At 60.4% G+C, this 24,162-nt stretch carries 18 protein-coding genes; 14 read left to right on the top strand and 4 right to left on the bottom strand.

Going from position 1 to position 24,162, the window contains the following annotated elements; genetic code table 11:
- Positions 1-207 precede the first annotated feature (207 nt).
- The 6 genes from ACQRAQ_RS03710 (at position 208) to ACQRAQ_RS03685 (ending at position 7,869) form a co-directional block, all read left to right on the top strand.
- Positions 208-738, top strand: coding sequence for a DUF6036 family nucleotidyltransferase (locus ACQRAQ_RS03710; RefSeq protein ID WP_427728910.1), 531 nt, complete (start codon positions 208-210; stop codon positions 736-738).
- The gene (locus tag ACQRAQ_RS03705; RefSeq protein ID WP_427719501.1) at positions 735-1,298 is read left to right on the top strand and encodes a hypothetical protein; all 564 of its coding nucleotides are present in this window, start codon (positions 735-737) and stop codon (positions 1,296-1,298) included. Before ACQRAQ_RS03710 ends, ACQRAQ_RS03705 begins: the two co-directional genes overlap by 4 nt.
- Positions 1,299-1,349: 51 nt before the next feature.
- Complete coding sequence (locus ACQRAQ_RS03700) at positions 1,350-2,705, top strand: DNA recombination protein RmuC (RefSeq protein ID WP_427793968.1); 1,356 nt, start codon at positions 1,350-1,352, stop codon at positions 2,703-2,705.
- A gap of 127 nt (positions 2,706-2,832) precedes the next feature.
- Positions 2,833-4,635 (top strand): ABC transporter ATP-binding protein, encoded by a 1,803-nt coding sequence (locus tag ACQRAQ_RS03695; protein WP_427793967.1) that lies wholly within the window; start codon positions 2,833-2,835, stop codon positions 4,633-4,635.
- 63 nt (positions 4,636-4,698) lie between these two features.
- On the top strand, positions 4,699-5,361 hold the full coding sequence (nth, locus tag ACQRAQ_RS03690; RefSeq protein ID WP_427793966.1) for an endonuclease III: 663 nt from the start codon (positions 4,699-4,701) through the stop codon (positions 5,359-5,361).
- 156 nt (positions 5,362-5,517) lie between these two features.
- The gene (locus ACQRAQ_RS03685) at positions 5,518-7,869 is read left to right on the top strand and encodes a hypothetical protein (RefSeq protein WP_427793965.1); all 2,352 of its coding nucleotides are present in this window, start codon (positions 5,518-5,520) and stop codon (positions 7,867-7,869) included.
- 136 nt (positions 7,870-8,005) lie between these two features.
- On the opposite strand, the gene ACQRAQ_RS03680 is transcribed toward ACQRAQ_RS03685, so the two are convergent.
- The 3 genes from ACQRAQ_RS03680 to ACQRAQ_RS03670 form a co-directional block, all read right to left on the bottom strand.
- Positions 8,006-8,995, bottom strand: a complete 990-nt coding sequence (locus ACQRAQ_RS03680; RefSeq protein ID WP_427793964.1) for an FHA domain-containing protein — start codon at positions 8,993-8,995, stop codon at positions 8,006-8,008.
- Positions 8,996-9,030: 35 nt separating this feature from the next.
- Positions 9,031-11,040 (bottom strand): DUF6273 domain-containing protein, encoded by a 2,010-nt coding sequence (locus ACQRAQ_RS03675; protein ID WP_427793963.1) that lies wholly within the window; start codon positions 11,038-11,040, stop codon positions 9,031-9,033.
- A 144-nt stretch (positions 11,041-11,184) separates the two neighbouring features.
- On the bottom strand, positions 11,185-12,141 hold the full coding sequence (locus tag ACQRAQ_RS03670) for an FHA domain-containing protein (RefSeq protein WP_427793962.1): 957 nt from the start codon (positions 12,139-12,141) through the stop codon (positions 11,185-11,187).
- A gap of 323 nt (positions 12,142-12,464) precedes the next feature.
- On the opposite strand from ACQRAQ_RS03670, the gene mfd reads away from it, so the two are divergent.
- The 4 genes from mfd (at position 12,465) to ACQRAQ_RS03650 (ending at position 18,757) form a co-directional block, all read left to right on the top strand.
- The gene (gene mfd, locus ACQRAQ_RS03665) at positions 12,465-16,097 is read left to right on the top strand and encodes a transcription-repair coupling factor (RefSeq protein WP_427793961.1); all 3,633 of its coding nucleotides are present in this window, start codon (positions 12,465-12,467) and stop codon (positions 16,095-16,097) included.
- 56 nt (positions 16,098-16,153) lie between these two features.
- Positions 16,154-17,017, top strand: coding sequence for a phosphatase PAP2 family protein (locus ACQRAQ_RS03660; protein WP_427793960.1), 864 nt, complete (start codon positions 16,154-16,156; stop codon positions 17,015-17,017).
- A 45-nt stretch (positions 17,018-17,062) separates the two neighbouring features.
- Positions 17,063-18,088: a threonine aldolase family protein gene (locus tag ACQRAQ_RS03655; RefSeq protein ID WP_427793958.1), complete on the top strand. Its 1,026-nt coding sequence runs from the start codon at positions 17,063-17,065 to the stop codon at positions 18,086-18,088.
- A gap of 78 nt (positions 18,089-18,166) precedes the next feature.
- Positions 18,167-18,757: an N-acetyltransferase family protein gene (locus tag ACQRAQ_RS03650; protein WP_427793957.1), complete on the top strand. Its 591-nt coding sequence runs from the start codon at positions 18,167-18,169 to the stop codon at positions 18,755-18,757.
- A 21-nt stretch (positions 18,758-18,778) separates the two neighbouring features.
- Here ACQRAQ_RS03650 and ACQRAQ_RS03645 read toward each other — a convergent pair whose 3' ends face one another.
- Entirely contained in the window at positions 18,779-19,501 is a 723-nt protein-coding gene (locus ACQRAQ_RS03645) for a GntR family transcriptional regulator (RefSeq protein WP_427747834.1), read from the bottom strand.
- A 206-nt stretch (positions 19,502-19,707) separates the two neighbouring features.
- On the opposite strand from ACQRAQ_RS03645, the gene ACQRAQ_RS03640 reads away from it, so the two are divergent.
- From ACQRAQ_RS03640 to ACQRAQ_RS03625, 4 genes are all read left to right on the top strand, one after another.
- Positions 19,708-20,700 (top strand): SIS domain-containing protein, encoded by a 993-nt coding sequence (locus ACQRAQ_RS03640; protein WP_117648180.1) that lies wholly within the window; start codon positions 19,708-19,710, stop codon positions 20,698-20,700.
- Between the two features lie 431 nt (positions 20,701-21,131).
- Positions 21,132-22,214 (top strand): DMT family transporter, encoded by a 1,083-nt coding sequence (locus tag ACQRAQ_RS03635; protein WP_195838625.1) that lies wholly within the window; start codon positions 21,132-21,134, stop codon positions 22,212-22,214.
- 183 nt (positions 22,215-22,397) lie between these two features.
- A complete protein-coding gene (locus ACQRAQ_RS03630) occupies positions 22,398-23,321 on the top strand; it encodes a PTS mannose/fructose/sorbose transporter subunit IIAB (RefSeq protein WP_427793955.1) in 924 nt (307 codons plus the stop codon).
- 36 nt (positions 23,322-23,357) lie between these two features.
- Positions 23,358-24,152 carry a PTS mannose/fructose/sorbose/N-acetylgalactosamine transporter subunit IIC gene (locus tag ACQRAQ_RS03625; RefSeq protein ID WP_154518546.1) on the top strand — a complete coding sequence of 265 codons (795 nt, stop codon included), beginning with the start codon at positions 23,358-23,360 and terminating at the stop codon, positions 24,150-24,152.
- Positions 24,153-24,162: the final 10 nt, after the last annotated feature.

Genomic DNA, 24,162 nt, shown 5'->3' with positions numbered 1-24,162 from the left:
AGCGAAGTGCTCCAACATTTGACAGCTCTCGGCCAGCGCCTGGGCGATATCGTAACAACCATCCGCGCCGGCTGGGAGAGTTAGCGTTTGTCACATTAGGACTTCTAGGGTGCAGGGATTATCGCCACGAGTAGAATTCTTGCATCCTGTGGGTCCTGTCGTGCGACTGAATAGTATTATTGATGATGATTAATAATAGGATTTGCTATGCATAAGCAGGATTTAGAGCAGACTCTTTTGGGTATTGACGAAGAGGCGGAGCTGGAAATAGGTCCAAGAGACGATAGGCCGAGCGTTGTATTGGTGGGAGGGAGCGCCTTCATGCTTAACGATGTGACGAATCGGTCGGTTACACATGACATTGATGTGTTTGAGGCAGACAGGTGCCTCCGCGAGATCATAGCTCGATATTCCGAGGTGAATGGTATGGCGGCGGCATATTGTAATCAGATGCCATTCAATTACGAAGATCGTTTGATTCCCTTGGATATTGGGGCGCGTTTTATCAGGTACTTTACGCCATCCTTGGAAGACCTAGCGGTAATGAAGCTCTATGCCTACCGTCCGAACGACATCGTCGATCTTCATAGCCAGGCATTCGTCGACCGACTTGATTGGGGACTGCTCGAACGGCTTATATTCGACGAGGGCGAGGCGCTGGCGTCGTCGCCTTCGGAGCGGAGTTATCAAGAGATGGTCTGCGCATACAGGCAATACAAAAAGGAGGTGCTCGGTTGAATCTGACCTTTGAGGGATTCTTAAAAGGCTATTGCCGAGAGCTATCCGGACAGCAGTCGCTCAGTTTTAGAAAACTGGTTAAGCAGGCGACGACGGTTGCGCCGCGCGTGGCGGAGCCCCTGTTTTTGCTCGCTTTGGCGCAGGGTAAAGCCGAATACGTTCTGGGCTTATCCGAGGGTTCGTGGATGGAAGAGGGTTACCGAGGCGTTTTGTCCTTGTACGCCCAAACGGGTAGCCTGGCATCTCTATGCGCCGAGGACAAACTCCCTAATCGTTATGCCAACGTTTGGCGTGCGTATAGAGCGGTGAAGGAAAAGCCAGTGGCGGACAGAAGGATCAACGCTCTGATGCGAAAAAGAACGTTGGGAGCGCTAGGGGAATCGGGCGTAACGCGCTACGGTCTCTGCCGCGATTTGAATCTGAATAAGGGAAACGTGTACGCATACTTAGCCGGCGATGACTCAAAGGTGAGCAGGGAGACGGCGCGCCGCATTATGGAATATGCGGAGGAGAGGGGCGCCCAAGAAGGGGCCGGGCGCCCGGTGCGTGTGGCGGGGTAAGATTGATCGCGGTTTTGTTTGATGATCGATTGGGTTTGTTGGGCGGAGTCTATGTCTGCTGTTGATATTGTGCTGGTCGTGATCGCCTTGGTAGCGGTAGGAGTGGCTGTGGCTTGCGCCCTGCAGCTCAAGGGCCTTCGCGCCGAGCTGCGAGAGCGCAGCGATGGCGGTGCGGAGGCGATGGCGGCACTCGAGCAGGCCAACAACGCGCTCGATGCCCTGAACGTCGCGCTGGCAGAAACCCGCCGCACGGCCAATGCCATCGCGCAGCAGCAGACGACAGATGCGGCCGTGGAGCAGCAACGTTACCTGAACATCGCACACGAGTTTTCGCAAGCTGGTGACCGGATGGATGACCTGCGCCGCGAGACGGCCCAACAACTCGGTGCCAGCCGCGAGGGCATCGAGCACCGCCTGGACAAGGTGCGCGAGACGGTCGATGCCCAGCTGGGTGCTATCCGCAAAGACAACAACGTGCAACTCGATCAGATGCGCGCGACGGTGGACGAGAAACTCTCCCGCACGCTCAACGATCGCCTGTCGGCATCGTTTAAGCAGGTGAGCGACCAGCTCGAGGCCGTATACAAGGGCCTGGGCGACATGCAGTCCATCGCCACCGGCGTGGGCGACCTTAAGCGCGTGCTGGGCAACGTAAAGGCGCGTGGCATTTTGGGCGAGGTACAGCTGGGTGCAATCCTGGCGGACATCCTTACGCCCGACCAGTATCTGGAAAACGTCGCCACCAAGCCCGGCGCCTCGGAGCGCGTTGAGTTTGCCGTCAAGCTGCCGGTAGACGAGGGCGATCCCGTGCTGCTGCCGATCGACTCCAAATTCCCGGGTGACGCATATGAGCATCTGCTCGACGCCCAGGAGTCGGGTGACGCTGAGGCCGTCGCCGCTGCGCGTAAGACGCTCGACGCCATGGTCAAGCGCGAGGCCAAGGACATCTGCGAAAAGTACCTGAGTGTGCCGGCAACGACCAACTTTGGCATTATGTTCGTGCCGTTTGAGGGGCTGTATGCCGAGGTTGTCAGTCGTCCGGGACTTATCGAGACCCTGGGCCGCGACTATCACGTCAACGTTGCCGGCCCTAGCACCATGGCGGCTATCCTCAACAGCCTGCAGATGAGCTACCAAACGTTTAGGCTGCAAAAACGCACCGATGACGTGCTGCGCGTGCTTTCTGCCGTCAAGGCCGAGCTGCCGCGCTATCAGGCGGCGCTGCGCCGCGCCCAGCAGCAAATCGAGACCGCGGGAAAGACGGTCGAGGGCATCATCACCACGCGCACCAACGTCATGGAGCGCAAGCTCAAGGACATCGACGCGCTGGAAGACGCCGACCAAGCTGATGAGATCTTGGGACTCACGCCCGCGGGCCTTCTCACAGACCAAGAAGACGAGGAATAATTACAACAAGACGGTGGGGCGCCGGCGCAAACGCGGGCACCCCGCTGCTTTTCGCATCGTGCTTGCCTGAAGTGCGCTTTAGTATGCAACAATGACGTTTAGCCCCGCCAGATGTGAAAGGAAGCCCATGTCACAGAGAAGCACCAGTCCGCTCAAACGCTCAACCGTGCGCCGCACGCTACAGCGTTTTTGGGACGTCACGCGCACGCAGCCGCTGATCGTCTTTCTCTCGGTGCTCTCGTCGGCGGGCTACATCTTTTTGCTCACGTTTGCCAACACCTACGTGATGGCGCTTATCGTCGACCGCGTCCAGGCCGGCCCCGTGGCGGGCGACCGGGTGTTTGAGGTCTTTGGCCCCTACATTCTGGCGCTTGTGCTCGTTAACCTAGTGGGCCAAATCCTCTCCAAGCTGCAGGACTACACCGTCTACAAGCTCGAGATTGCGGGCAACTATCACTTGGCGCGCCTGTGCTTCGACACGCTCTCCAATCAATCCATGACATTCCACACCAGCCGTTTTGGCGGATCGCTTGTGAGCCAGACGAGCCGTTTTATGAGCGGCTACACGGGGTTGGTGGACGTGACGGTGTATTCGCTCATCCCCACTGTCACCTCGGTTGTCTGCACGGTGGCGGCGCTCGCTCCGGTGGTACCGACGTTTACCGTGATCCTGGTGGGCATTATGGTCGTCTACATTGCGTTTGTCTGGCTTATGTATAAGCGCATCATGCCGCTTTCGGCCGCGACGTCCGCCGCGCAGAACAAACTGTCGGGCGTGTTGTCCGACGCGGTCACGAACATCCTGGCCGTCAAGACCTGTGGGCGCGAAGACTTTGAGCGCGACCTGTTCGATGCTGCCGACCGCGCCGCGCGCGACGCCGAGACGGTTTCGATGCACGCCATGATGCAGCGCAACTTTACGACCTCGGGCCTTATCGTCATCACCATGGCCGTGGTGAGTGTGTTTGTGGCGGGCGGCAACGCGTGGTTTGGCATCTCGGCCGGCTCGCTTGTCATGATCTTTACCTATACGTACAACCTCACCATGCGTCTGAACTACGTAAGCTCCATGATGCAGCGCATCAACCGCGCGCTGGGCGATGCGGCCGAGATGACGCGCGTGCTGGACGAGCCGCGTCTGGTGGCAGACGACGAGAACGCTCCCGAGCTCAAGGTTGGTGAGGGCGCGATTGATTTTGAGCACCTGAGCTTTGCATACCGTGACGCCGCGGCGGGCGAGAGCGTGTTCGACGACCTGACACTTCATGTGGCGGCGGGCCAGCGCGTGGGCTTGGTGGGCAAATCGGGCTCGGGCAAGACGACGCTCACCAAGTTGCTGCTGCGCCTGGACGACGTACAGGGCGGTCGCGTACTCGTGGACGGTCAGGATGTCTCGCGCTGCACGCAGCAGAGCCTGCGCCGTCAGGTTGCCTACGTGCCGCAGGAGGCGCTGCTGTTTCACCGCTCCATTCGCGAGAACATCGCCTACGGCCGCCCCGACGCCACCGACGAACAGATCCGCGAGGCGGCCCGCTTGGCCAATGCCCTGGAGTTTATCGACCGCCTGCCCCGGGGCTTTGACACCATGGTGGGCGAGCGCGGCGTTAAGCTTTCGGGCGGTCAGCGCCAGCGCGTGGCCATCGCCCGTGCCATCCTCACCGACGCGCCGATTCTGGTGCTCGACGAGGCGACCTCTGCCCTGGATAGCGAGTCCGAGGCGCTGGTGCAGGAGGCGCTTGAGAACCTGATGCGCGGCCGTACCTCTATTGTGGTGGCACATCGCCTGTCCACCGTGGCGGCGCTCGACCGCATCGTGGTGCTGGCGGACGGCGAGATTGTCGAGGACGGTACGCATGCGCAGCTTGTCGAGGCAGGCGGCGAGTACGCAAGCTTGTGGGGCCGCCAGACCGGCGCATTTTTGGAGGCGTAAAGACCCCATACGTGGGACAATCGTGCCCATAGGTAAGTTATGCCGCCAATCCGAGGAGTCGTTATGCCACGCGAGACCAATGCCGCCAAGCGCGAGCGCGCCGTTGAGGTGTGCGAGCGCCTCAACCGTCGCTATGGCCCGGTTGAGTGTTTTTTGGACCACGAGAATCCCTATAGGCTGCTCATAGCGGTGTTGCTCTCGGCGCAGACGACCGACGCGCAGGTCAACAAGGTGACGCCAAAGCTGTTTGCCCAGTGGCCCACGCCCGAGGCCATGGCGGGGGCGAGCGTTGCCGATGTGGCCGATACCATTAAGTCGCTCGGCTTCTATAAGAGCAAGGCCAAGCACGCCGTGGAGGCCGCACAGATGATTGTCGCCGATTACGGCGGCGAGGTGCCGGCCGACATGAAGGAGCTTGTCAAGCTGCCGGGCGTTGGGCGCAAGACGGCGAACATCGTGCTCAACGTGGGGTTTGGCATTGTCGAGGGCATCGCGGTCGATACGCACGTCAACCGCATCGCGCACCGTCTGATGCTGAGTCCCAAGACGCACGCCAAAGAGCCGCTCAAGACCGAGCAGGATCTGCTCAAAATCTTGCCGCACGAGTATTGGGAGTCGGTCAACCACCAGTGGATCACCTTTGGCCGCGAGATCTGCGATGCCCGCAAACCCAAGTGCGACGAGTGCCCGCTGGCAGATCTTTGCCTCAGCGTACGGATGGTGTAATAGCTTTTTGCAAACTTTTTTGCAAAAAAGTCTCAAACCTTAGATATAGCTTGGTTGCGCAACCAATTCGCGTTTTTCCCCTTTTAAATAAATCGTGCATTAGTAAATCTGTCTCGTTTTTTTCGGGACGGGCTGTTTCTGAACAAAGGGGAAAACATGGCAAAGTATCAGCCCGCGCACAAAAAAGCGCAACCCAAGCTCAATCTTGCTAAGCCTGCGGTAACCATGGCAGTTACCGCCAGCCTCGCACTGTCTCCGGTCCTGCAGACCGCTGCTTTCGCTGAGTCCGGCGCCGACGCCAACGACGATGTCAAGGCCGAGCAGAAGCAGGCCAGCAAGGAAGAGATCGCCGCCGCTAAGGCCGACGTCGAGAAGGCCCAGAAGGCCTACGACGAGGCTAAGGCCAACGTCGAGAAGACCCAGAAGGCCTACGACGAGGCTAAGGCTGCCGCCGACGAGGCTCAGGCCGGCGACCAGGAGGCCCAGAAGGCTCTCGAGGCCGCTGCCGCTGCCGAGATGGAGGCCGAGACCAAGCTCGCCACCGCCAAGGACGCTCTGGACGAGGCCGAGAAGGCTTACAAGGACGCCCAGGACGCTGCCGACGCACTCGGTGTTGAGTACAACGAGAACCAGTACGTGAAGAAGGCCGAGGAGGCCCGCGCCGCTGCCGACGCCAAGAAGGCAGAGTGGAACGACGCCGCACAGGCTCAGAACGACGCCCAGGTTGCTCTGGAGAACGCCAAGAACCTGACTTCTGAGGACGAGGCCCAGGCTGCCTACGACGCTGCTGCCAAGAAGGCCGATAAGCTTTATCAGGAGTGGAGCGACCTTGACAACGCTGCTGCTAAGGCTGAGCAGGCTGCCAAGGATGCCGAGAAGACGATGAAGGCTGACCTGAAGGTCGCCAACGACGCCCAGGTTGCTCTCGAGGCTGCCAAGAAGCTTCCCTCCGTCGAGGATGCCCAGGCTGCTCTTGAGGCTGCCACCAAGACTGACGATGAGGCTGCTGCCAAGTTCAATGAGCTTAACAACAAGGCTATCAAGGCCGAGGACGCTGCCACTGCTAAGAAGAACGAGTGGGACGCTAAGCTCGCCGAGGCCAACAAGGCTCAGGAGGCTTACGAGAACCTTGACGCCAACAAGGCAAAGGCCGACGAGCTCGGCCAGAAATACCACGACCGCAACAACGAGGCTATTAAGGCCGAGGCTAAGAAGAACGAGACTGGTGCCCGGAAGGCTCAGATCAACAACAATCTTGCGCAGTGTAAGGCCGACTACGAGGCGAAGAAGGCTGAGCTTGATAGGCTGACGGAAGAAGGCGTCCTTGCCAGCCGCGAGTATGAAGCCGCAAAGAATGCGGTAAATAATGCTTCTCAGGCAGTTGAGGCCACCGAGAATGAGCTTAAGGATGCCACCAAGAGTGATGACGAAGCATATCAGGCTTGGAGCGATGCCACCAACGCTGCCGCTCAGGCATTGACTGAGTGGAACGCCGCAACTGCACTGGTGAGCCTTGGCCAGCAGTATCCGCAGCTCAAGGCTGACGCCGATAAGCTTGGTGTTGAGTACAACGAGAACCAGTACGAGAAGAAGGCCGAGGACGCCCGCGCCGCTGCCGATGAGGCTAAGGCTGCTTGGCACAAGACAACCGACAAGAAGGCTCAGGCCGAGGCTGACCTGAAGACTGCTCAGGGCAAGGAGCAGGCTGTCAAGGAAGCTCAGGATGCATTTGATGCTGCCATGGACAAGGCGGACAAGTCTGGTAAGGCTTACAACGAGGCTCTGAACAAGTCTGTTAAGGCTGCTAAGGCTGCCGAGGATGCTAAGGCCGACCGCGACGCTGCCATCGATGAGCAGGTTAAGGCTAACCAGGCTCTCGCCCAGGCCAAGAAGAAGCCGCAGATCGTTGCCGCTGCCCAGGCTGCGCTCAAGGCTGCTGCCGCCAAGGCTGATAAGCTGGGCCAGGAGTACAACGACCTCGAGAACGAGGCTTTGAATGCTGAGAATACCCTTGCAGCCAAGAAGGCTGCTTGGGACAACGCTCTTGCTGCCGCCAACGCTGCTCAGGTTGCTCTCGCCGACGCCCAGAAGGCAAAGGATGAGGCCGCTAAGGCTCTCGAGGACGCCAAGGCTAACACCGAGGTTAAGTCCGATGAGGCAAAGGCTGCTGCTGCCAAGTACGAGCAGGCACAGAGCGATGCTCTCGAGGCTTATGCCGAGCTCCAGCTCGCCAAGCAGGCCGAGGCCACGGCTCAGGCTCAGCTTGAGGCCGCCAAGAAGGTCCTGGGTTCGCTGGTTCCCTATGTTGAGCCCACTCAGCAGCAGGGGAACACCACCGCGACGACCAAGACTCCGGCCAAGGCCGAGAAGAAGGCTGACGAGAAGAAGGCCGACGAGGCTGCCCTTCCCACCACTGGTGATAGCGTTGCCGCTCAGGTTACGATCATCGCCGGTCTGGGTGCCGCTGCCATCGCCGCTGGTGCTACCCGCCGCCGCTTTAATGCCTAATGTAGCTTTTTAAGCTCGTTTCCCCTTTATAGGCGCCTCCGGTTACAAGGCCGGGGGCGCCTTTGTACAAAGGAGCGCCGCTGCGATGCGTGCAGCGGCGCTCCTTTGCGTTGATTCTTATTGTATGTGCTCGGCCCTAGGCCAGCGCGCGTACGTTTGAGGAGATCTTCAGCACCAAAAACTCGGTCGAGGAACCCAGCTTGAGCAGGTCGCCGTCGTGGATAGGAATCTGACTGTCCTCGTCATCGGCGGTGCGCAGCGAGCGTGGCTTTTCGATAACGGTGGTCGTGCCGTTGCGTGTCACCAGCACCGTTCCGTTGGTGGAGTGCAGTCCGCTTGCGAGCCACGTACCGTTAGAAAACGCTACACGCAGGTGCCGGCGGGATACATCGGGTCCTACGTTGGTGATGGCGTTTTGGTCGTGTGCAAAAGAGCCTAGTACCGTACCCTCGGGATCGAGGCTCAAAGGATAGATCGGTGGCAAGGCCGAGCCGTCTTTCGAAAGCCTGAGCAGCCCCAGTTTTGCAGGAGGCTCGTTGACCTTGCGGTTAGTGCCTTGTGCCTGGACGACCTCGGCGGTCTCGAGCGTGCCAAAGGTCTGGGCCAGTTGCGTTATGGCAAAGTCTTTGACCTCGGAGGCGGCGGCATTGGGATCAGCCAAGCATCCGCAGACCGTTAGCGCAAGGAGCTCCAAAAGGCGCCGGTCGCTTTGCTTGAGGCCCGGCATGACGGCGATGCGGTCAAAGATATTGCGCAGGATGGAACCATCGAGCCCCCAGTGTTCGAGCGACGTTGCCATGCGCTCGAGGGCGCGCGTCGTAATGACTTGCTGGCGAGCGTTGACGGCCGCTGGACTGCTGCCGCTGTCGATTTTTGCAGCGGCAGCCAAGTTCTGGACGCTCTGCGAAAAATCGGCAAACATCTCGGGGTCGATCTTGTCGGTACCCGGAACGACGTGCACCACGCGTCGCGATAGAAACGTCTTTTCGGCAATGCGAAACCTAGGGGCCGGTTTGGCGCCCAGCGGCTTGTCCGAAACCAAGATACGCGCCGCTTCTCGATTATTGATCTGCAGGTCGCACTTAAGGAAATCAAAGAGCACCTCGGAAGGTGTTTCCGCGCGCATGATGCGAGGCTCCTTTCTGGTATCCGGTGAAGGTGTTAGATGCAAAAGCCGGGTAGGACATAGGTCTTTTGGTCTGGTTTGTTTCCGGGCGTTGCCCAGCTAAACACGTCGCCGTCTCTTCCAACGCGGTTAAAGTACGTCGAGTTGGCGCCCTCGCTGCAGTCGGCGCTGGGGGTGCGCTCCCAGTAGTAGATCTTTTTGCCGGCGACGGTGCGGATCATGGCATCGTTGGTGGTCAGACCGCTTACGCTCTGCTCGCGATAGAGCTGGTACTGCTCGCCTTCTCCGCTGTAGAGGGTAGAAAGGTACTCGTAGCCTTCTGCGAACGTTTCGGGCGCCTGGTAGCCGCACAGCTCGCTCATGGACGGCAGCCACAGCTTGTCATCGGTGGCGGTGATGCTGGAGGCGTCTTTGGTGCCGCCGGTGTTGTTGGTGAGCTTTCGCACCGAGCGAATCTGATTGCGGAGATCGTCGGGCAGCGTAGCCATGCCCTTGTCCGCCAACCATTCACGAAGCGACGATTGCTCCCAGCCACCCGTCGCGGCGCTGTCGTTTACGGCGCGCATGGCGATGGGGGTACGGAACATAAAGGTGATGCCAGCGGGAAGGCCGTCATCGGTGAGTGTGTCTGCCTTAAAGCCCACGATCTGGATTTGTGCCTTGGTCCCGTCGGAAAGCCTGACAGTCTTGGTGTTCTCGTTTTCGAGCGACTGCTTGCTGTTTACCAGGTGGTAGGTTTCGGCAATCTCGAGCACCTTTTTGCTGGAAGATGTCTCTTGGATTTTGCGGGAGATCAGGGCGAGTTCTTCCCAGGTGTAATCGTCGAGTGACGGCTTGATGCCGTGCGCCAGGTCGATAAGCCCCCAGCATCCCGTGGCAATGGCAGAGCCTGCTATGCCGGCAACGCAGACGCCGCCGAGCACGAGCGCAGCGCGACGCGAGATGACTGGGTGACGCGTCTGAGCCTTGTCGGAGCAGGAAGGCTTCGGTTGCTGGCTAATGTCGATCGGGGTGGGCAGCGGCGTGCGCGGCTCAAAATCGATGTCTTTAATCCAGGCATCGAGCTTGCCGACAATCGTAGACAGCGGCGCGCGCTGGGACTGCTCGTTATGGATACCGCTCATGATGACATCGACAAGCATTTGGTCGCCGGGTACGCGTGCCTCAAGCGGCTCGTGCTCGTGCTCGATCTTGTACAGGTAGGGCGACTGGTCCATATGCTCGTTTAGGCGATATGGCGTGTGGCCGGCATAGAGCGTGTAGAGTACGCTGCAGAGCTCGTATGTATCGATGCTGGGCGACGTGCGCAGCGGTGCCAGCTCGGGGATGTCGTTGGAGAGCATCTCGGGTGGGGCGAACTCGGGGGTGCCGTTGCGCCAGATGCCGGTGGACATGGTAAACGAGGGGTCTGAGCGCTTGATGCTCGAGCTGCCCAGATCGACCAGGCAAAGGTCAAAACTGCAGTGTGCAATCTGCTGGGCAAGGGACCGGAGCGTCGTGCGAATGATGATATTGCGCAAGGAGATATCACGGTGTACAAACGGCGCATCGAGCTTTTGGGCACCCAGGAGAATCTCTCCCAGGCGTTTTCCAATCGCGGCGACGGTGTTTGCGGGAATGTGGCCGCCCTCGGCGGGGTCGGTTAGCTCTGCCGCAGCATCGCGAAGGGGCAGGCCTTCAATCCACTCCATAACGATGACCGGTACGGAGCCGGTATAGCCGTAGCCATAGGTTTTGGGAAAGCCGTCCAACAGTGAGACGGCTGCAAGATTGCGATACTCCTCGGTAAGCGTCTTGATGTCCGAGGGGCTGACGGCGGAGCCGTCTTCATCACAGCCGCTGAGGGGCCACAGCGTCTTGAGCGCAAAGGTCTCGCCCTCGGTGTTGGCGACCTTGCGAAGATGGTGGGAACCGCCGCCGACTGCCCCGCAATCCAACAGGGTGGTAAAGCGGCGAATAGCATCGGGGTCTTCGGTGGTCGCAAACATGGCGTTTGGTTCAAAGGGGGACAACGCGATGATATTCATATCCGTGTCGTACGTCACGGGGCGATCCTTTCGAGAAAAAAGTGCATGGCGATAATGTTAGTGAAAAGGTAGCGCAACCGTTGCCTTAATCGAAAAGGTGCCGTTATTTGCATGGGTTGATGCAAATAACGGCACCTTGTGCGTCGAAGATGTGTGGGCGGGCTAGTCTGTGATGCGAATGACCAAGAAGCGCGTCGTGGCGCCCAAGCAAAGCGTGTCTCCGTTGTGAATCTCGACGGGGGTGTTGGCAAAGTTGGCGGGGCGCTCGCGTCTAGGCGGTTCGATAGCATGTCGGCAGCGATCGACGCCCGAGATCAAAAACGATCCGTTGGTGGAGCCGAGGCCCTGCGCAAGCCAGCGTCCGTCTTGGAGCCAAATGCGCAGGTGCTGACGCGAGACATCGGAATCGACGTCGGTGATGGCGTTCTCGTCGCTCGTCAGCGACCCGATAATGCTGCCCACCGGGTCCGTGGTAAGGGGACGCAACGGCGGTCGTGCCGAGTTGCCCACGACGCGCAGCAGTCCCAGGCGAATGTCTCCCGTGGGGCGCGCGGTTGTCGAGAAAAATGAGGTGACGGTTGTCTCGACCGTGCCGAGTGTCGAGAGCATCTGGTCGGACACAAAGGACTCGGTGTATTCGATGGCGCGGGCGGGGTCGCCAAGGCAGCCGGTAACGATAAAAAAGACCAGATGGATGTAGAGGCGGTTTTTAATGTCGCTATCGTCAGTGGTCTCGATGCGCTCGACGCCGTTTTTAAAGAGCATGCCGTCGACGCCGCAATTGGTAAGGGCATCCTGCATGTCTGGGGCGCACGATTCCATATAGCGTTTAGCGACCTTGCTCAGCGATTGGGGGTCGGAGCCTCGGTTTTGTATGATGAGGTTGAGTATCTGGCGCGCACTTTGTTCAAAGGGCGCAAACAGCGACTCGGGAAGGTCACCGGGTTTGGCGTGAACGATTTCGCGTGAGATAAACGACGGGACCATCAAGCGTTCGGAGATGAGGCGTCCACCGTAACGGGCGTTGCCGTCCATGAGAATTTGCGCGGCGTTACCGTTTTTGATGCGACCGAGTGACTTGAGCCCGGTGTACAGTGCACAAGATGGAGTGTCGGCCATTTATTTTCACCCCCCCCCTCATCAAAAAAGTGACATTGAATACGCAATTATCCTCAATTATAGGCGCTTTGCAGCTCGAAATGCTCGCCATGGGGCGCGGACGGTGTAAATTGCTGCCAGAAGACAGCAAATTAAAAAGCGGAAAGCGGATTAATTAGCTGGGAAACGCGTTGGCAAGACCGTTGTGGGCAACATTTGGCATGATGTCGCTTTGGCTTTTGGTCACGGGACCGTGCGGTACCATAAGCGTCAATGAACTTTGACGCACGACCCGCCGAGCTTGCCCCGGCGGGCTTTTGGCGTTGCGATGCCGGAGGAACAGCATGCTCATTCACCGTATAGCCGCGCAGCTCTACACTGCCGAGGCCTTGCAGACCGTCGAGGCCGGGCTCGACGCCGGCGAGGATGTGACGCTGGCCGTGTCGCAGTCGGGCCGCACGCTTATGGCGGCTGCTCAGTTTGCGCGCCGCCCGCGCCCTACGGTCTACATTGTGAGCGGCGAGGACGCGGCCGATCGCGCCGCGCACAGCCTTGCCGCCTACGTGGGCCTGGCGCACGTGTGCCGCTTTCCCGAGCGCAAGGACTATCCGTGGCGCGAGCAGGCGCCCGACGATGCCGTGGTGGCGCAGCGTTGCGAGGCTCTGGGGCGTATCGTGCGCGGGGACAACTGCATCATGGTTGCCTCGGCCCGTGCATTGCTGCGTTGCGTGCCGCCAGTCGAGAGCCGCTACTGGGAGTCCACGACCTTTGCGGTGGGCGAGGAGATTCCTTTTGACGAAGTGCCGCAGCGCCTGGTGGGCATGGGCTACACCAATGCCGGCGCCGCCGACGCACCCGGCCTGTTCCGCGTGCACGGCGACACCGTCGAGGTATTCCCCGCACAAGAGAAAGCGCCCGTGCGTATTGAGTTCTTTGGCGACGAAATTGATCGCATTCGCCGTATGGTGAGCTCCACGGGCCAAACCATCGGCAACGAGGACAGCATCGAGATCTTCCCGTGCCGCGAGCTGGCGCTTACCGACGAAGCCGTTCACAACATGCACGTGGCGCTCTATCGCGCAAGCCAGAGCGACAGCAAGCTGGCGGCACTGCTCGAGATGGTTGATGCGCGTATCGTCACACCCGAGCTCGACCGCTTTTTGCCGGTGATGTACGGCCAGACCGTGAGCCCGTTGGCGCACGTGAGCGGCAAGGCGCTTGTGGTTCTGTCCGAGCCGCGCTCGCTGTTCGACGACTGCCTGCGTGCCTACGAGGATATCGAGGCGCGCGCCGGCGAGGCGGGGATTGACCGCTTGGACGGCCTGTACGTGCGCGCCCAGCAGCTCGACTTTGGTGCTCAGCAGCGCCTGAACTACGTGAGCCTGATCCGCGCCGGCGGTGCGGTTACGGCAGAGCTCAAGATTGAGCAGCCGGCTATCGCGGGCTCGGACAACCGCTTTATGACGCGCGTTCAGGAAGTCGTGGGCAAGCGCTATGCCTGCGTGTTTGCCATTCCCGACCGCGGAGCGCGCGAGTCGATGGAGCTCACCTTTGGCGACGAGGGCATTACCTTTGAGGAGTCGCTGACGGCCGCCCCCGAAAATGCCGGCGTTATTGGCGAGCGCGTACGCGTGGCAGCGGCAGATTCTGCCGACCGTGCTGTCCGCCAGGAGGCCCATGCCTCGATCCGCGAGCGCCGCGTCGATGCGCTCAACGCCCGCCCGCTCGAGGCGGGCGCCGCCCAGGCTGCCGCCGGTGCTGCCGTACCCACCATCTCGCGCGGACGCGTGACCTTTGTGGATGCTGCCCTGCCGCAGGGCGTGGTGGTGCCCGATGCCAACCTAGCCGTGTTCTCGATCGCCGATCTCAATGCCCGCATGGACGCCAACCGCGCGCGCAGCCGTCGCAAGGTGGACATTACGCAGATCACGTTTCCGTTTAAGCCGGGCGACTACGTGGTGCACGCTACCCACGGCATCGCGCTCTTTAGCGAGATCGCGCGCCAGGAAGTGGGCGGCAAGGAGCGCGACTACTTTTTGCTGGAATATGCCGACGGCGACAAGCTCTACGTGCCGCTCGAGCAGGTCGACCGCATCACGCGCTATGTTGGTCCCGACGGCGACAAGCCGCGCCTGACTAGGCTCAACACCGCCGACTGGACGCGTGCCACCAACAAGGCGCACAAGAACGCCAAAAAGCTGGCGTTTGACCTGGTCGATCTGTATACGCGCCGTTCTTCGATTACCGGTATCGCCTGCCCGCCCGACACGCCCGAGCAGATCGAGATGGAGGAGAGCTTTCCTTACGACGAGACGCGCGACCAGCTGGAGGCTATCGCCGATATTAAGGCCGACATGGAGGCGCCCAAGCCCATGGACCGCCTGCTGTGCGGCGACGTGGGCTTTGGCAAGACCGAGGTCGCCCTGCGCGCGGCGTTTAAGTGCGTGGACTCCGGCCGTCAGGTCATGGTGCTCTGCCCCACGACCATTCTGGCCCAACAGCACTACGAGACCTTCTTTGAGCGCTTTGCCCCGTTTGGCCTCGAGGTCGAGGTGCTCAGCCGCTTTCGCACGCCGGCGCAGCAGAAGCGCGCGCTCAAGGCGTTTGCCGAGGGCACGATCGACGTGCTCATCGGCACGCACCGCCTGCTTTCGGCCGATGTGAACCCCAAGAACCTGGGTTTGGTTATCATCGACGAGGAGCAGCGCTTTGGCGTGCAGCACAAGGAGCAGCTCAAAAACCTGCGCGAGCAGATTGACGTGCTCACGCTTTCGGCAACGCCTATTCCGCGAACCATGCAGATGGCCACGAGCGGCGTGCGCGACATGAGCCTGATCACCACGCCACCGACCGGGCGCCGCCCCGTGATCGTGCACGTGGGGGAGTACGACCCCGACGTGGTGAGCGCGGCGATTCGCCTGGAGGTGGGCCGCGGCGGCCAGGTGTACTACGTGTCCAACCGCGTCAAGACCATCGACGACGCCGTGGCGCGCGTACACGAGGCCGCGCCCGAGGCGCGCGTGGGCGTGGCGCACGGCAAGATGAGCCCGCGCGAGGTCGAGGACGTCATGATCGAGTTCGCGACCAAAAAGATCGACGTGCTCATCGCCACGACCATCGTGGAGAGCGGCATCGACAACGCGACCGCCAACACGCTCATCATCGAGGATTCGCAGCGCTTGGGCCTGGCGCAGCTCTACCAGCTCAAGGGCCGCGTGGGCCGTTCTGCCACGCAAGCCTACGCGTACTTTATGTTCCCGGGCGAGCTGCCGCTCACCGAGGAGGCTACGGCACGCCTGACCGCACTCTCCGAGTTCCAGGACCTGGGCAGCGGCATGCGCATCGCCATGCGCGACCTGGAGATCCGCGGCGCCGGCTCGCTCATGGGCGCCGAGCAACACGGCAACCTGTCGAGTGTGGGCTTTGACCTGTTTACGCAGATGCTGGGCCAGGCCGTGGCCGAGGCGCGCGGCGACGACGATGCCGGTGTGGAGGCGGCGAGCGTGGGTATTAACCTGCCGGCCGACTACTTCTTGTCCGAGGAGTACCTGCCGGCGGTGGATCAGCGCGTGCTCGTATACCGTAAGCTTGCGGCGGCCGGGGACCTGGAGAGCATCGACGAGGTGCAGGAAGAGACCGAGGCCGCGCATGGCGAGCTGCCGTTGGCGGGACTCAACCTGTTCAATCGCGCGCGAATCCGCATTCGCGGCGAGCGCCTGGGGCTCGAGAGCGTTACGCTCAGCGGCGGTCGCATCACGTTTTTGGGCGTCGACGTTCCCAAGAAGGTGGCCTATGAGCTTAAGACCCGCTATGGAGCGGTGAACTTCCCCAAGAGCCGCAAACTGTCGGTGCCCTACAAGGCGGGCGCCGGCGCGGGCAGCGGCCTGGGTCGCGGTCTCGACGCCAACGACGGCACCGGCCCCGTGGCCGCGGCACTCATGCTGCTGCAGCAGCTGGGCACGTCCGACGATGACTAACGGGTCGACGCCGTAAACGCCCCATTTGGGCAATCTGGTTCCATCGAAAGGAAAGCATGTTCGGGTACATCTATAAGAAAGATGCCGCTGCTATCGCGGTTATCCTTGCCCTCTGCCTGGGCGTGGGCAGTTTCTTCGATTATCAGATCTCGAGCTCGCTGTTCAACATCGGCAGTATGTACGGCCGCTTTATCGAGGCGACCGGCGAGCTGCCGTTTGAGCTGACGGCGAGCGTCGCGGGCGTTATGCTCGTGCGCGCGGTGCGTCCCGACTCCAGGGGGAGCAAATGGCTCGCCGTGCTCGGCATCCTCGTCAATGTTGGCCTGACCGGCTACGAGATCGTTTCGTCCCTGAGGGTTGGCGGCAAACTCATCGTGGCTCAGTTGGTGCTGACGTTTGTGCTGGCCATCGTCGCCAACCTTATCGTCTATCGCCTCACGCGCACGACCGAGCCCGACGAGCTCACACGCTGGGCGCTCATGGTGCTTGCCGTGTGGGTCGCTCAGGCCATTATCCTCAACGTGATCGTCAAGCCGCTGTGGTCGCGCCCGCGCATGCGCGTGATCGAGGTGACGCCGGGGCTCGAGTTTCAGCCGTGGTGGGTGATCGGCAACCCCGACAAGCGGGCCTATATTGCCGCCGGTGTAGTCAAGGACGGCTTTAAGTCGTTTGCGAGCGGACACGCGGCGCACGCGGCGATCGGCCTTATGCTCGCCGGGCTTCCCGCAGCGGCCTTTAAGGAAAAACCGTCGCGCCGTCGTGTGGTCTTTTGGACGGCGGCTGTGGTTGTGGCGTTCGTCGCGTTTGGCCGCATCGTGATCGGAGCGCACTTTTTGAGTGATGTGAGCTGCGGTTTTGCTCTGGTGCTGGCACTTGAGTGCCTTGCCGCGCGCATTGCCTATCCCAGCGGCGTACAATAGCTCCGTTTGAATCATCTGGCCGATACCCGGTAAGAGAGGATTGCCATGCTCGCGTTTAACAACGATTATTCCCACGGCGCACACCCGGCGGTGCTGCAGGCGCTCGTCGACACCAATATGGAGCCGCAGCCCGGATACGGTACCGATGCACATACCGAGCGTGCCAAGCAGCTTATCTGCGAGGCCTGTCAGGCCCCCGATGCCGACGTGTTTTTTCTGGTGGGCGGCACGCAGGCCAACGCGACGGTGATCGACATGCTGCTCGCGCCGTACGAGGGCGTCGTTGCTGCCGAGACCGGCCACGTCGCCTGCCACGAGGCGGGCGCCATCGAGTTTGGCGGCCACAAGGTGCTCACCATCCCCGGCTACGAGGGCAAGATGCACGCCGAGGACCTTGAGAACTATATCCAGGTGTTCTACGAAAACGAGAGCTACGAGCACACGGTGTTCCCGGGTGCCGTGTACGTGAGCCTATCGACCGAGTACGGCACGCTGTACTCCAAGGCCGAGCTCGCGGCGATTCACGCAGTGTGCCAGAAGCGCGAGATTCCGCTGTTTGTGGACGGTGCTCGCCTGGCCTATGCGCTGGCGGCCGATGAGTGCGACATTACCCTGCCCGAGCTGGCGCAGCTGTGCGACGTGTTCTACATCGGCGGTACCAAGTGCGGCGCGCTCTGCGGAGAGGCTGTGGTGTTCTGCGGCATGCACGCCCCGGCGCATCCCATTCCGCGTATCAAGCAGCATGGCGCGCTGCTTGCCAAAGGCCGCCTGACGGGCGTGCAGTTTGAGGCGCTCTTTACCGACGGCCTGTATTTTGAGATTGGTCGCCAGGCGATCGAGACCGCTCAGGCGCTGCGTCGCGTGCTGCACGAGCGCGGCTACCAGTTCTTCTTGGAGACGCCGACCAACCAACAGTTTGTGATTCTGCCCAACGAGGACATGGCCCGCATTCGCGAGCATGCCTCGATTGAGTACTGGGAAAAGTACGACGAGACCCACACGGTGGTGCGCTTTTGCACCAGCTGGGCCACGACGCAGGAGGACATCGACGCGTTGGCGGCTGTCCTGTAGCCTGATGTAGTGACAAGGGGCTGCCCTGCGCCTGAGCTTGGCGCAGGGCAGCCTTTGTTTTTGAGGGGGAAGGGTTGTATGACCGAAATGTCCGAGCCGACGATTCGCCTGGCGACGCCCGACGATGCGCCGGCGTTGCTTGCCATCTATGAGCCGTATGTGCGCCAGACGGCGATTACCTGCGAATACGAGGTGCCGAGCGTTGAGGAGTTCGCCGGGCGTATCGAGCGTACGCTCAAGCGCTACCCGTATTTGGTGATGGAGCTGGACGGGCGTCCGGTAGGCTATGCCTATGTGAGCCCGCTCAACAGCCGCGAGGCATACGACTGGTCGGTCGAGACGTCGATCTACCTGGCGCGCGATGTGCGCCACGGCGGGCTGGGCCGCAAGCTGCACGATGCGCTCAAGCAATGCCTGATCGCGATGGGCATCACCAACATGTGCGCCCTCATCGCCGTGCCGCACGACAAGGACGACGAGTACCTGACGCACAACAGTCAGGATTTCCATGCCCATATGGGATATCGCCTGGTGGGCACCTTCGACCGCTGCGCCCAAAAGTTCGGTCGCTGGTACGATATGTGTTGGATGGAGTTGGTCCTAGCCGAGCGCACGCCCAACCAACCCAAACCAACCTGGTTCCCCGACCTCCCCAAACCTACCATTTAGGGACAGGTTTATTTTGGCAGGTTAGCCGATGGGTTCGGTGTATTTGGCGCGGTCGGTGCGTTGGATGCGCTTGGAGACATGGAGCGGTCGGCCGTCGGTGTCGTAGACGTAGTCGGTGATCAGGATCAGCGCCTGCCCGCGCTCAACGTTGAGCAAAAACGCCTCGTTTTGCGAGGCATAGCACACCTCAAAGGTCTTATGCCCCTGTGCCGGTGCGCGATGGAACTCCTGTCGAAGCGTGGCGTAGAGCGAACCGTTGATATCGCGATCGATGAGCGTCTCGAAGCTTGGCGGCAGGTAGGTGGTCTCCAGGCACAGCGGTGCGTCGTCCAGGTAGCGCAGGCGGACAAGTTTGACGAGCTTGCTGCCCACGGCGGCGTCAAAGAACTTAGCTATGCTGCCGGCCGCCTTGGCAAAGCCCGAGTCCACGGTGCGCGTGGTGGGCTTCATGCCCTGGCCTTCGACCTGCTTGGTATAGCTCGAAAACACCAGGTTGTTCTCGTGGAGCGCGGGCGTGTCGGCCACAAAGGCGCCACGCCCGCGCTCGGTGCGCACCAGGCCCTCATCAACGAGCACCTTAAGGGCGTGGCGTACGGTGCTGCGTGACAGCCCCGATTCGTCCATGAGTTCCATCTCGGACGGCAGCTTGTCTCCGCGCGCATACGTGCCGGCAGCGATGCGATCGCGCAGCGTGCCCGCCAAGCGCTCGTATTGGGTCAGTTTCTTTTTAGATGTGACGCCCATATTGCCAACCTATATCTAACCTGTATGCTTACCTAAGCAAGCATGTATTCAACACAACAATAAAACCGCTGGTATCGAGCTACCGAAAACCTTACCAGCAAAATTTCTAAGACAAATATAGCATACAACTAGTCGACATAACCAAAACATGTATGTAACTTGTATGCCTGTGATGAGCATCAAACGAGAAGAAAGGCTGATGCACGATGACTACTCAGGAACAGGTTAAGGATGTCGTCTCCCAGGTTTTGGCCGACAAGGCAGACAAGGGCGGCATCAAGCGCGTCGTGTGGATTGGCGCCGGCGGATCCAACGGCGGTAACTATCCTGCCCAGTACTTTATGGAGCACGAGGCCACGCAGGTCGTGAGCTCCAGCTACACCAGCAACGAGTTCGTGCACGCCACCCCTGCCTACGTTAACGAGAACACCTTGGCCGTCGTCGTGTCCATGCGCGGCACCAAGGAGACTATCGTCGCCGCCCAGGTCGCCAAGGACCACGGCGCCAGCACCATCGCCATCTATGTCGACGAGTCCGCCCTCACCGAGGTCTGCGACTACAAGATCCAGTACGACAGCTTGGCCGTCGACGAGTCCTGCATGGGCCGCACCAACTCCGCCGTCGTGACCATGATCGCCATGGAGCTCACGCAGCAGACCGAGGGCTATGCCGAGTACGAGACCGCCATGGCCGCCTTCGACTTGGTCGACCCCATCTATCGCAAGGCCGTCGAGTACACCCGTCCGCTTGCTGCCAAGTGGGCCGAGCAGAACGCCGACAAGCCCTGCATCAACGTGATGGCTCAGGGTCCGCTCTTTGGTGCCGCCTACGTCTTTAGCATCTGCAACGTGCAGGAGATGCTGCAGATCGACTCCTGCACCATCAACACCTGCGATTTCTTCCATGGCCCCTTCGAGATCCTGGACAAGCGTACCTCGCTGTTCCAGCTCATCAGCGTCGGCCGCAGCCGCTGCAACGACGAGCGCGGCATCCGCTTCGTCAACCAGTACGGTGGCGAGCGCGTCTATCAGCTCGACGCCAAGGAGCTCGGCCTCAACGACATCAAGGACAGCGTGAGCGAGTACTTCAACCACCTGATCTTCGCGCCGATCCTCAACAACGTCTACATGCGTGCACTCTCTGCCGTCACCCACAAGGACTATATGACGCGCCGCTACATGTGGAAGCTCGACTACTAGGAGTTACGCGGTTTTGCCAAACCGCGTAACGGCTCGACGATGCAAACCCGCCAGAGCGGCAATCTGCCTTTCAACTTCGGCGGCATGACCAGAAGGTCAATGCCGCTTCGCTTCAAGGCACCTTGCTCGCTCTGGCGGGTTTTCGCTGACGTTGCCAAAGCATCGGCGTCGCCTTGGTTCAGATGTGGCAGTTGAGGACGTTCCCTTTCTGCCGGCAGTTGGGGACAGCCCTAGTCGTTGGGTAGTCATTGGGGACGTACTTAAACGACTAGTCATTGGGGACGTTCCTGAATGACTAGTCATTTAAGTACGTCCCCAATGAGTATGTGGGGGAGCAGATTTTTCCGTTCGGCGATTTGTGGCTTGAAAAATGTATATAACGACTATAACGTAGTATGAAACATATTGGAAACAATACCGAGGAGGCTGCGTTGAAGAAAAGCAATCTGGGCTATGTGCTGGTGCTGATCGCCGCGCTTATGTGGGGCAGCATCGGAATCTTTGTAAACGGCATCTCGGCCATGGGCGTTTCGTCCCAGAGCATGGCTGCCTTTCGCTTGTTGGTCGGAGCGCTTATCTTGGCGCCGGTCCTGATGTTTATGGGCTGCCGCCCGGGTGAGGGGTCTACCGTGGCTCAGGGTCCGCTGGCTCTGTTCAAGGCAAGCCCTAAAGAGCTTGTTCCCTGCGCGCTTGTCGGTATCGTCGGTTTGGCCGCCGCCAACACCTGCTATTACGAGTGCATGGGCGAGGTGGGCATGTCCACGGCCTCGGTGCTGCTCTACACCTCGCCGGTGTTTGGCGTCATGCTCGGCCGCGTGCTTTATCGCGAGGACGTGACCCCTAACAAGCTCGTTGCCATTGTCTTTAACATCGTTGGCTGCGTGCTTGCAGTGACCAATGGCGACCTTTCCGGTTTTCATTTTTCGGTTTGGGGCGTCACGTCGGGTGTGATTGCAGGCCTTTGTGGTGCGTCGCTCGCGGTGTTTAGCCGAATAGCAACCAAGACGGTCCACCCGCTGGCTGTCACGTTTTGGGGCTTTGTTTTTGGCGGTGCGGTTATGGCAGCTATCGCGGCTCCGTGGCCGGATGTCGCCGCGGCAATGTCGCCACAGCTGCTGCTGCTGTTCCTTGGCTTTGGACTCATCCCCACAGCCGTGGCTTACATCTTATATATGCAGGGTCTGTCCATGGGGCTCGAGACGTCGAAAGTTCCCGTCGTAATGTCATTCGAGACAGTTGTCACCGTACTGCTGGGCATTGGTGTCTACGCCGAGCCCGCCGGCGCGATCAAAGTCCTGGGCATCGTGCTGGTGCTCGCGTCCATCCTGATTATGAACACCGACTTCTCCAAGCTGCGCAACAGTGTGTTTGTCGGTCATGTCATTGAGAGCATGACCTTTAAGCCCAACGCGTGGTGGACGGAGAAATCGCAGGACATGGATCTGTTTAAGGAACGCACCGGCATCGCGCTGGAGCCCACCGTACAGGAAAGTCCCTGGTACTTCGTGCGATAGGGAATTGCGTGCGGCATCCGACCTGGGGTTATCCAGTCAGTGCCCGCCTACCCAGCCCCAATGTTTCGGGTGCGTTAAACCCGTAAACGGTCGATTTTTAACCGCGAACGGTCTTTATACTAATTATCAATGTAAGTAGCGTATAAGACGTTATAATGACCATAACGAGAAGGAGGAGGTAAGATGAATCAGATCATTCTCGCATCTCATGGCGGCCTGGCCGCAGGCGCCAAAGACACGCTCGAGATGGTTCTCGGCGACGTGTCGAACGTCCACGTCGTGTCGCTTGCTCGTGACGACAAGGAGCCCATCACCAATAAGGTGGACGCCATGATCGCCACGTTCAACGCGGACGACACCGTCTATGTGCTGACCGATATGCTCGGCAGCTCGGTCAACAACAGCATGGTCGAGCTTTCCAAGAACGGCACGAAGTTCACGGTTGTCAGCGGTTTCAACATCCCGCTGGCGCTCACGCTCGCTATGAGCCCCGCCCCCGTCAAGGGCACCGAGCTCGCGGCCCTCATCAACGAGGCCCGCACTGGTCTGACCAACCCCAACGCACCGGTCGAGGCCGTCGCGGCTCCCGCCGAGAAGGCCAAGGCGTCCCGTCACAGCTCCGGTCCCGCCAAGATCGTCCTCGCACGTCTTGACTACCGTCTGCTGCACGGTCAGGTCGTCTTTACCTGGACCACCAAGGTTCAGGCCGAGCGCATCATCGTCGTCGACAACGCTGCCGCCAACGATGACATCAAGAAGGGCGCTCTTAAGCTGGCCAAGCCCCAGGGCGTGCGCCTGAACGTCTTCACCGTCGAGCGCGCCCTCGCCAAGATGGACAAGCTCAACACCCTTGGCGAGCGCGTCATGTTCGTCTTTGGCAACACTGCCGAGATGCTGCAGTTCTGCCAGGGCTACAAGCTCGACGCCATCAACCTGGGCGCCACCGCCAACCACGACGGTGCCGATCAGATCGGCGGCAAGGACAGCTCCGTCTTCTTTGACGCCACGCAGAAGGCCGACATCAACCAGCTGCTCGACATGGGCATCAAGCTCTATGTCCAGCAGACCCCCACGTATCAGAGCGTCGACATCGACGCCAAGCTGTAGTCAACCAGGCTTTTGCCTGACTGAAAGGAGAAGGGTATGAATACGTTCATCAGTGCGGTGCTCGTCGGCCTCGTCGGCGTGTTCTGCATGTGGGACTCCCGCCTGCTCGGTCGTCTTAACTTCGAGCAGCCCCTCGTTGGCGCTACGCTCGTCGGTCTGCTGCTGGGCGATGTGCCCACCGGCCTTGCCGTCGGTGCCGCCGTCGAGCTCGTGTCCATGGGCCTGGTGCAGGTCGGTGCTGCCGTTCCGCCCGATATGGTCCTGGGCGGCATCGTGGCCGCTGCCTTTGCGTGCCTGACCGATGCTTCCGCCGAGACTGCCATGACGATCGCCATCCCGGTCGCCGTCCTGGGTCAGCTCCTCGGCATCGTGTTCCGTTCCATCATCGCCGCCCTCACCCATGTGGCAGATAGCGCGATCGATAACGGAAAGTTCAAGACCGCCTACCGTATGCACATCTGCGTCGGCACTGGTCTGTACGCCGTCATGTACTTCCTGCCGATCTTCCTCGCCGTCTTTGTTGGCACCGACCTGGTTCAGGCCATCGTCAACATGGTCCCCGAGTGGCTGTCCACTGGTCTTAACGTTTCGACCAAGATCATGACCGCCTACGGCTTGGCCCTGCTGCTCACCATGATGATCAAGAAGGGTATGACTCCGTTCCTGTTCATCGGCTTCCTGCTCGCCGCTTACCTCAACCTGTCCGTCATCGCGGTCGCTCTGATCGGTGTGTGCCTGGCTGTCGTCTTCATGGGCTTCAAGTTCAACGGTTCCCATGCAGCCGCCGGTGTCGATTCCGACTACGATCCGCTCGAAGACGACGAAGACTAAGGAGGAACAC

Source organism: Collinsella sp. SGI.178 (assembly GCF_050313495.1).
In the GTDB taxonomy this organism is placed as follows: domain Bacteria; phylum Actinomycetota; class Coriobacteriia; order Coriobacteriales; family Coriobacteriaceae; genus Collinsella.
The sequence above is the reverse complement of the archived record's forward strand: the minus strand, read 5'-3'. Positions and strand labels throughout refer to the sequence as shown.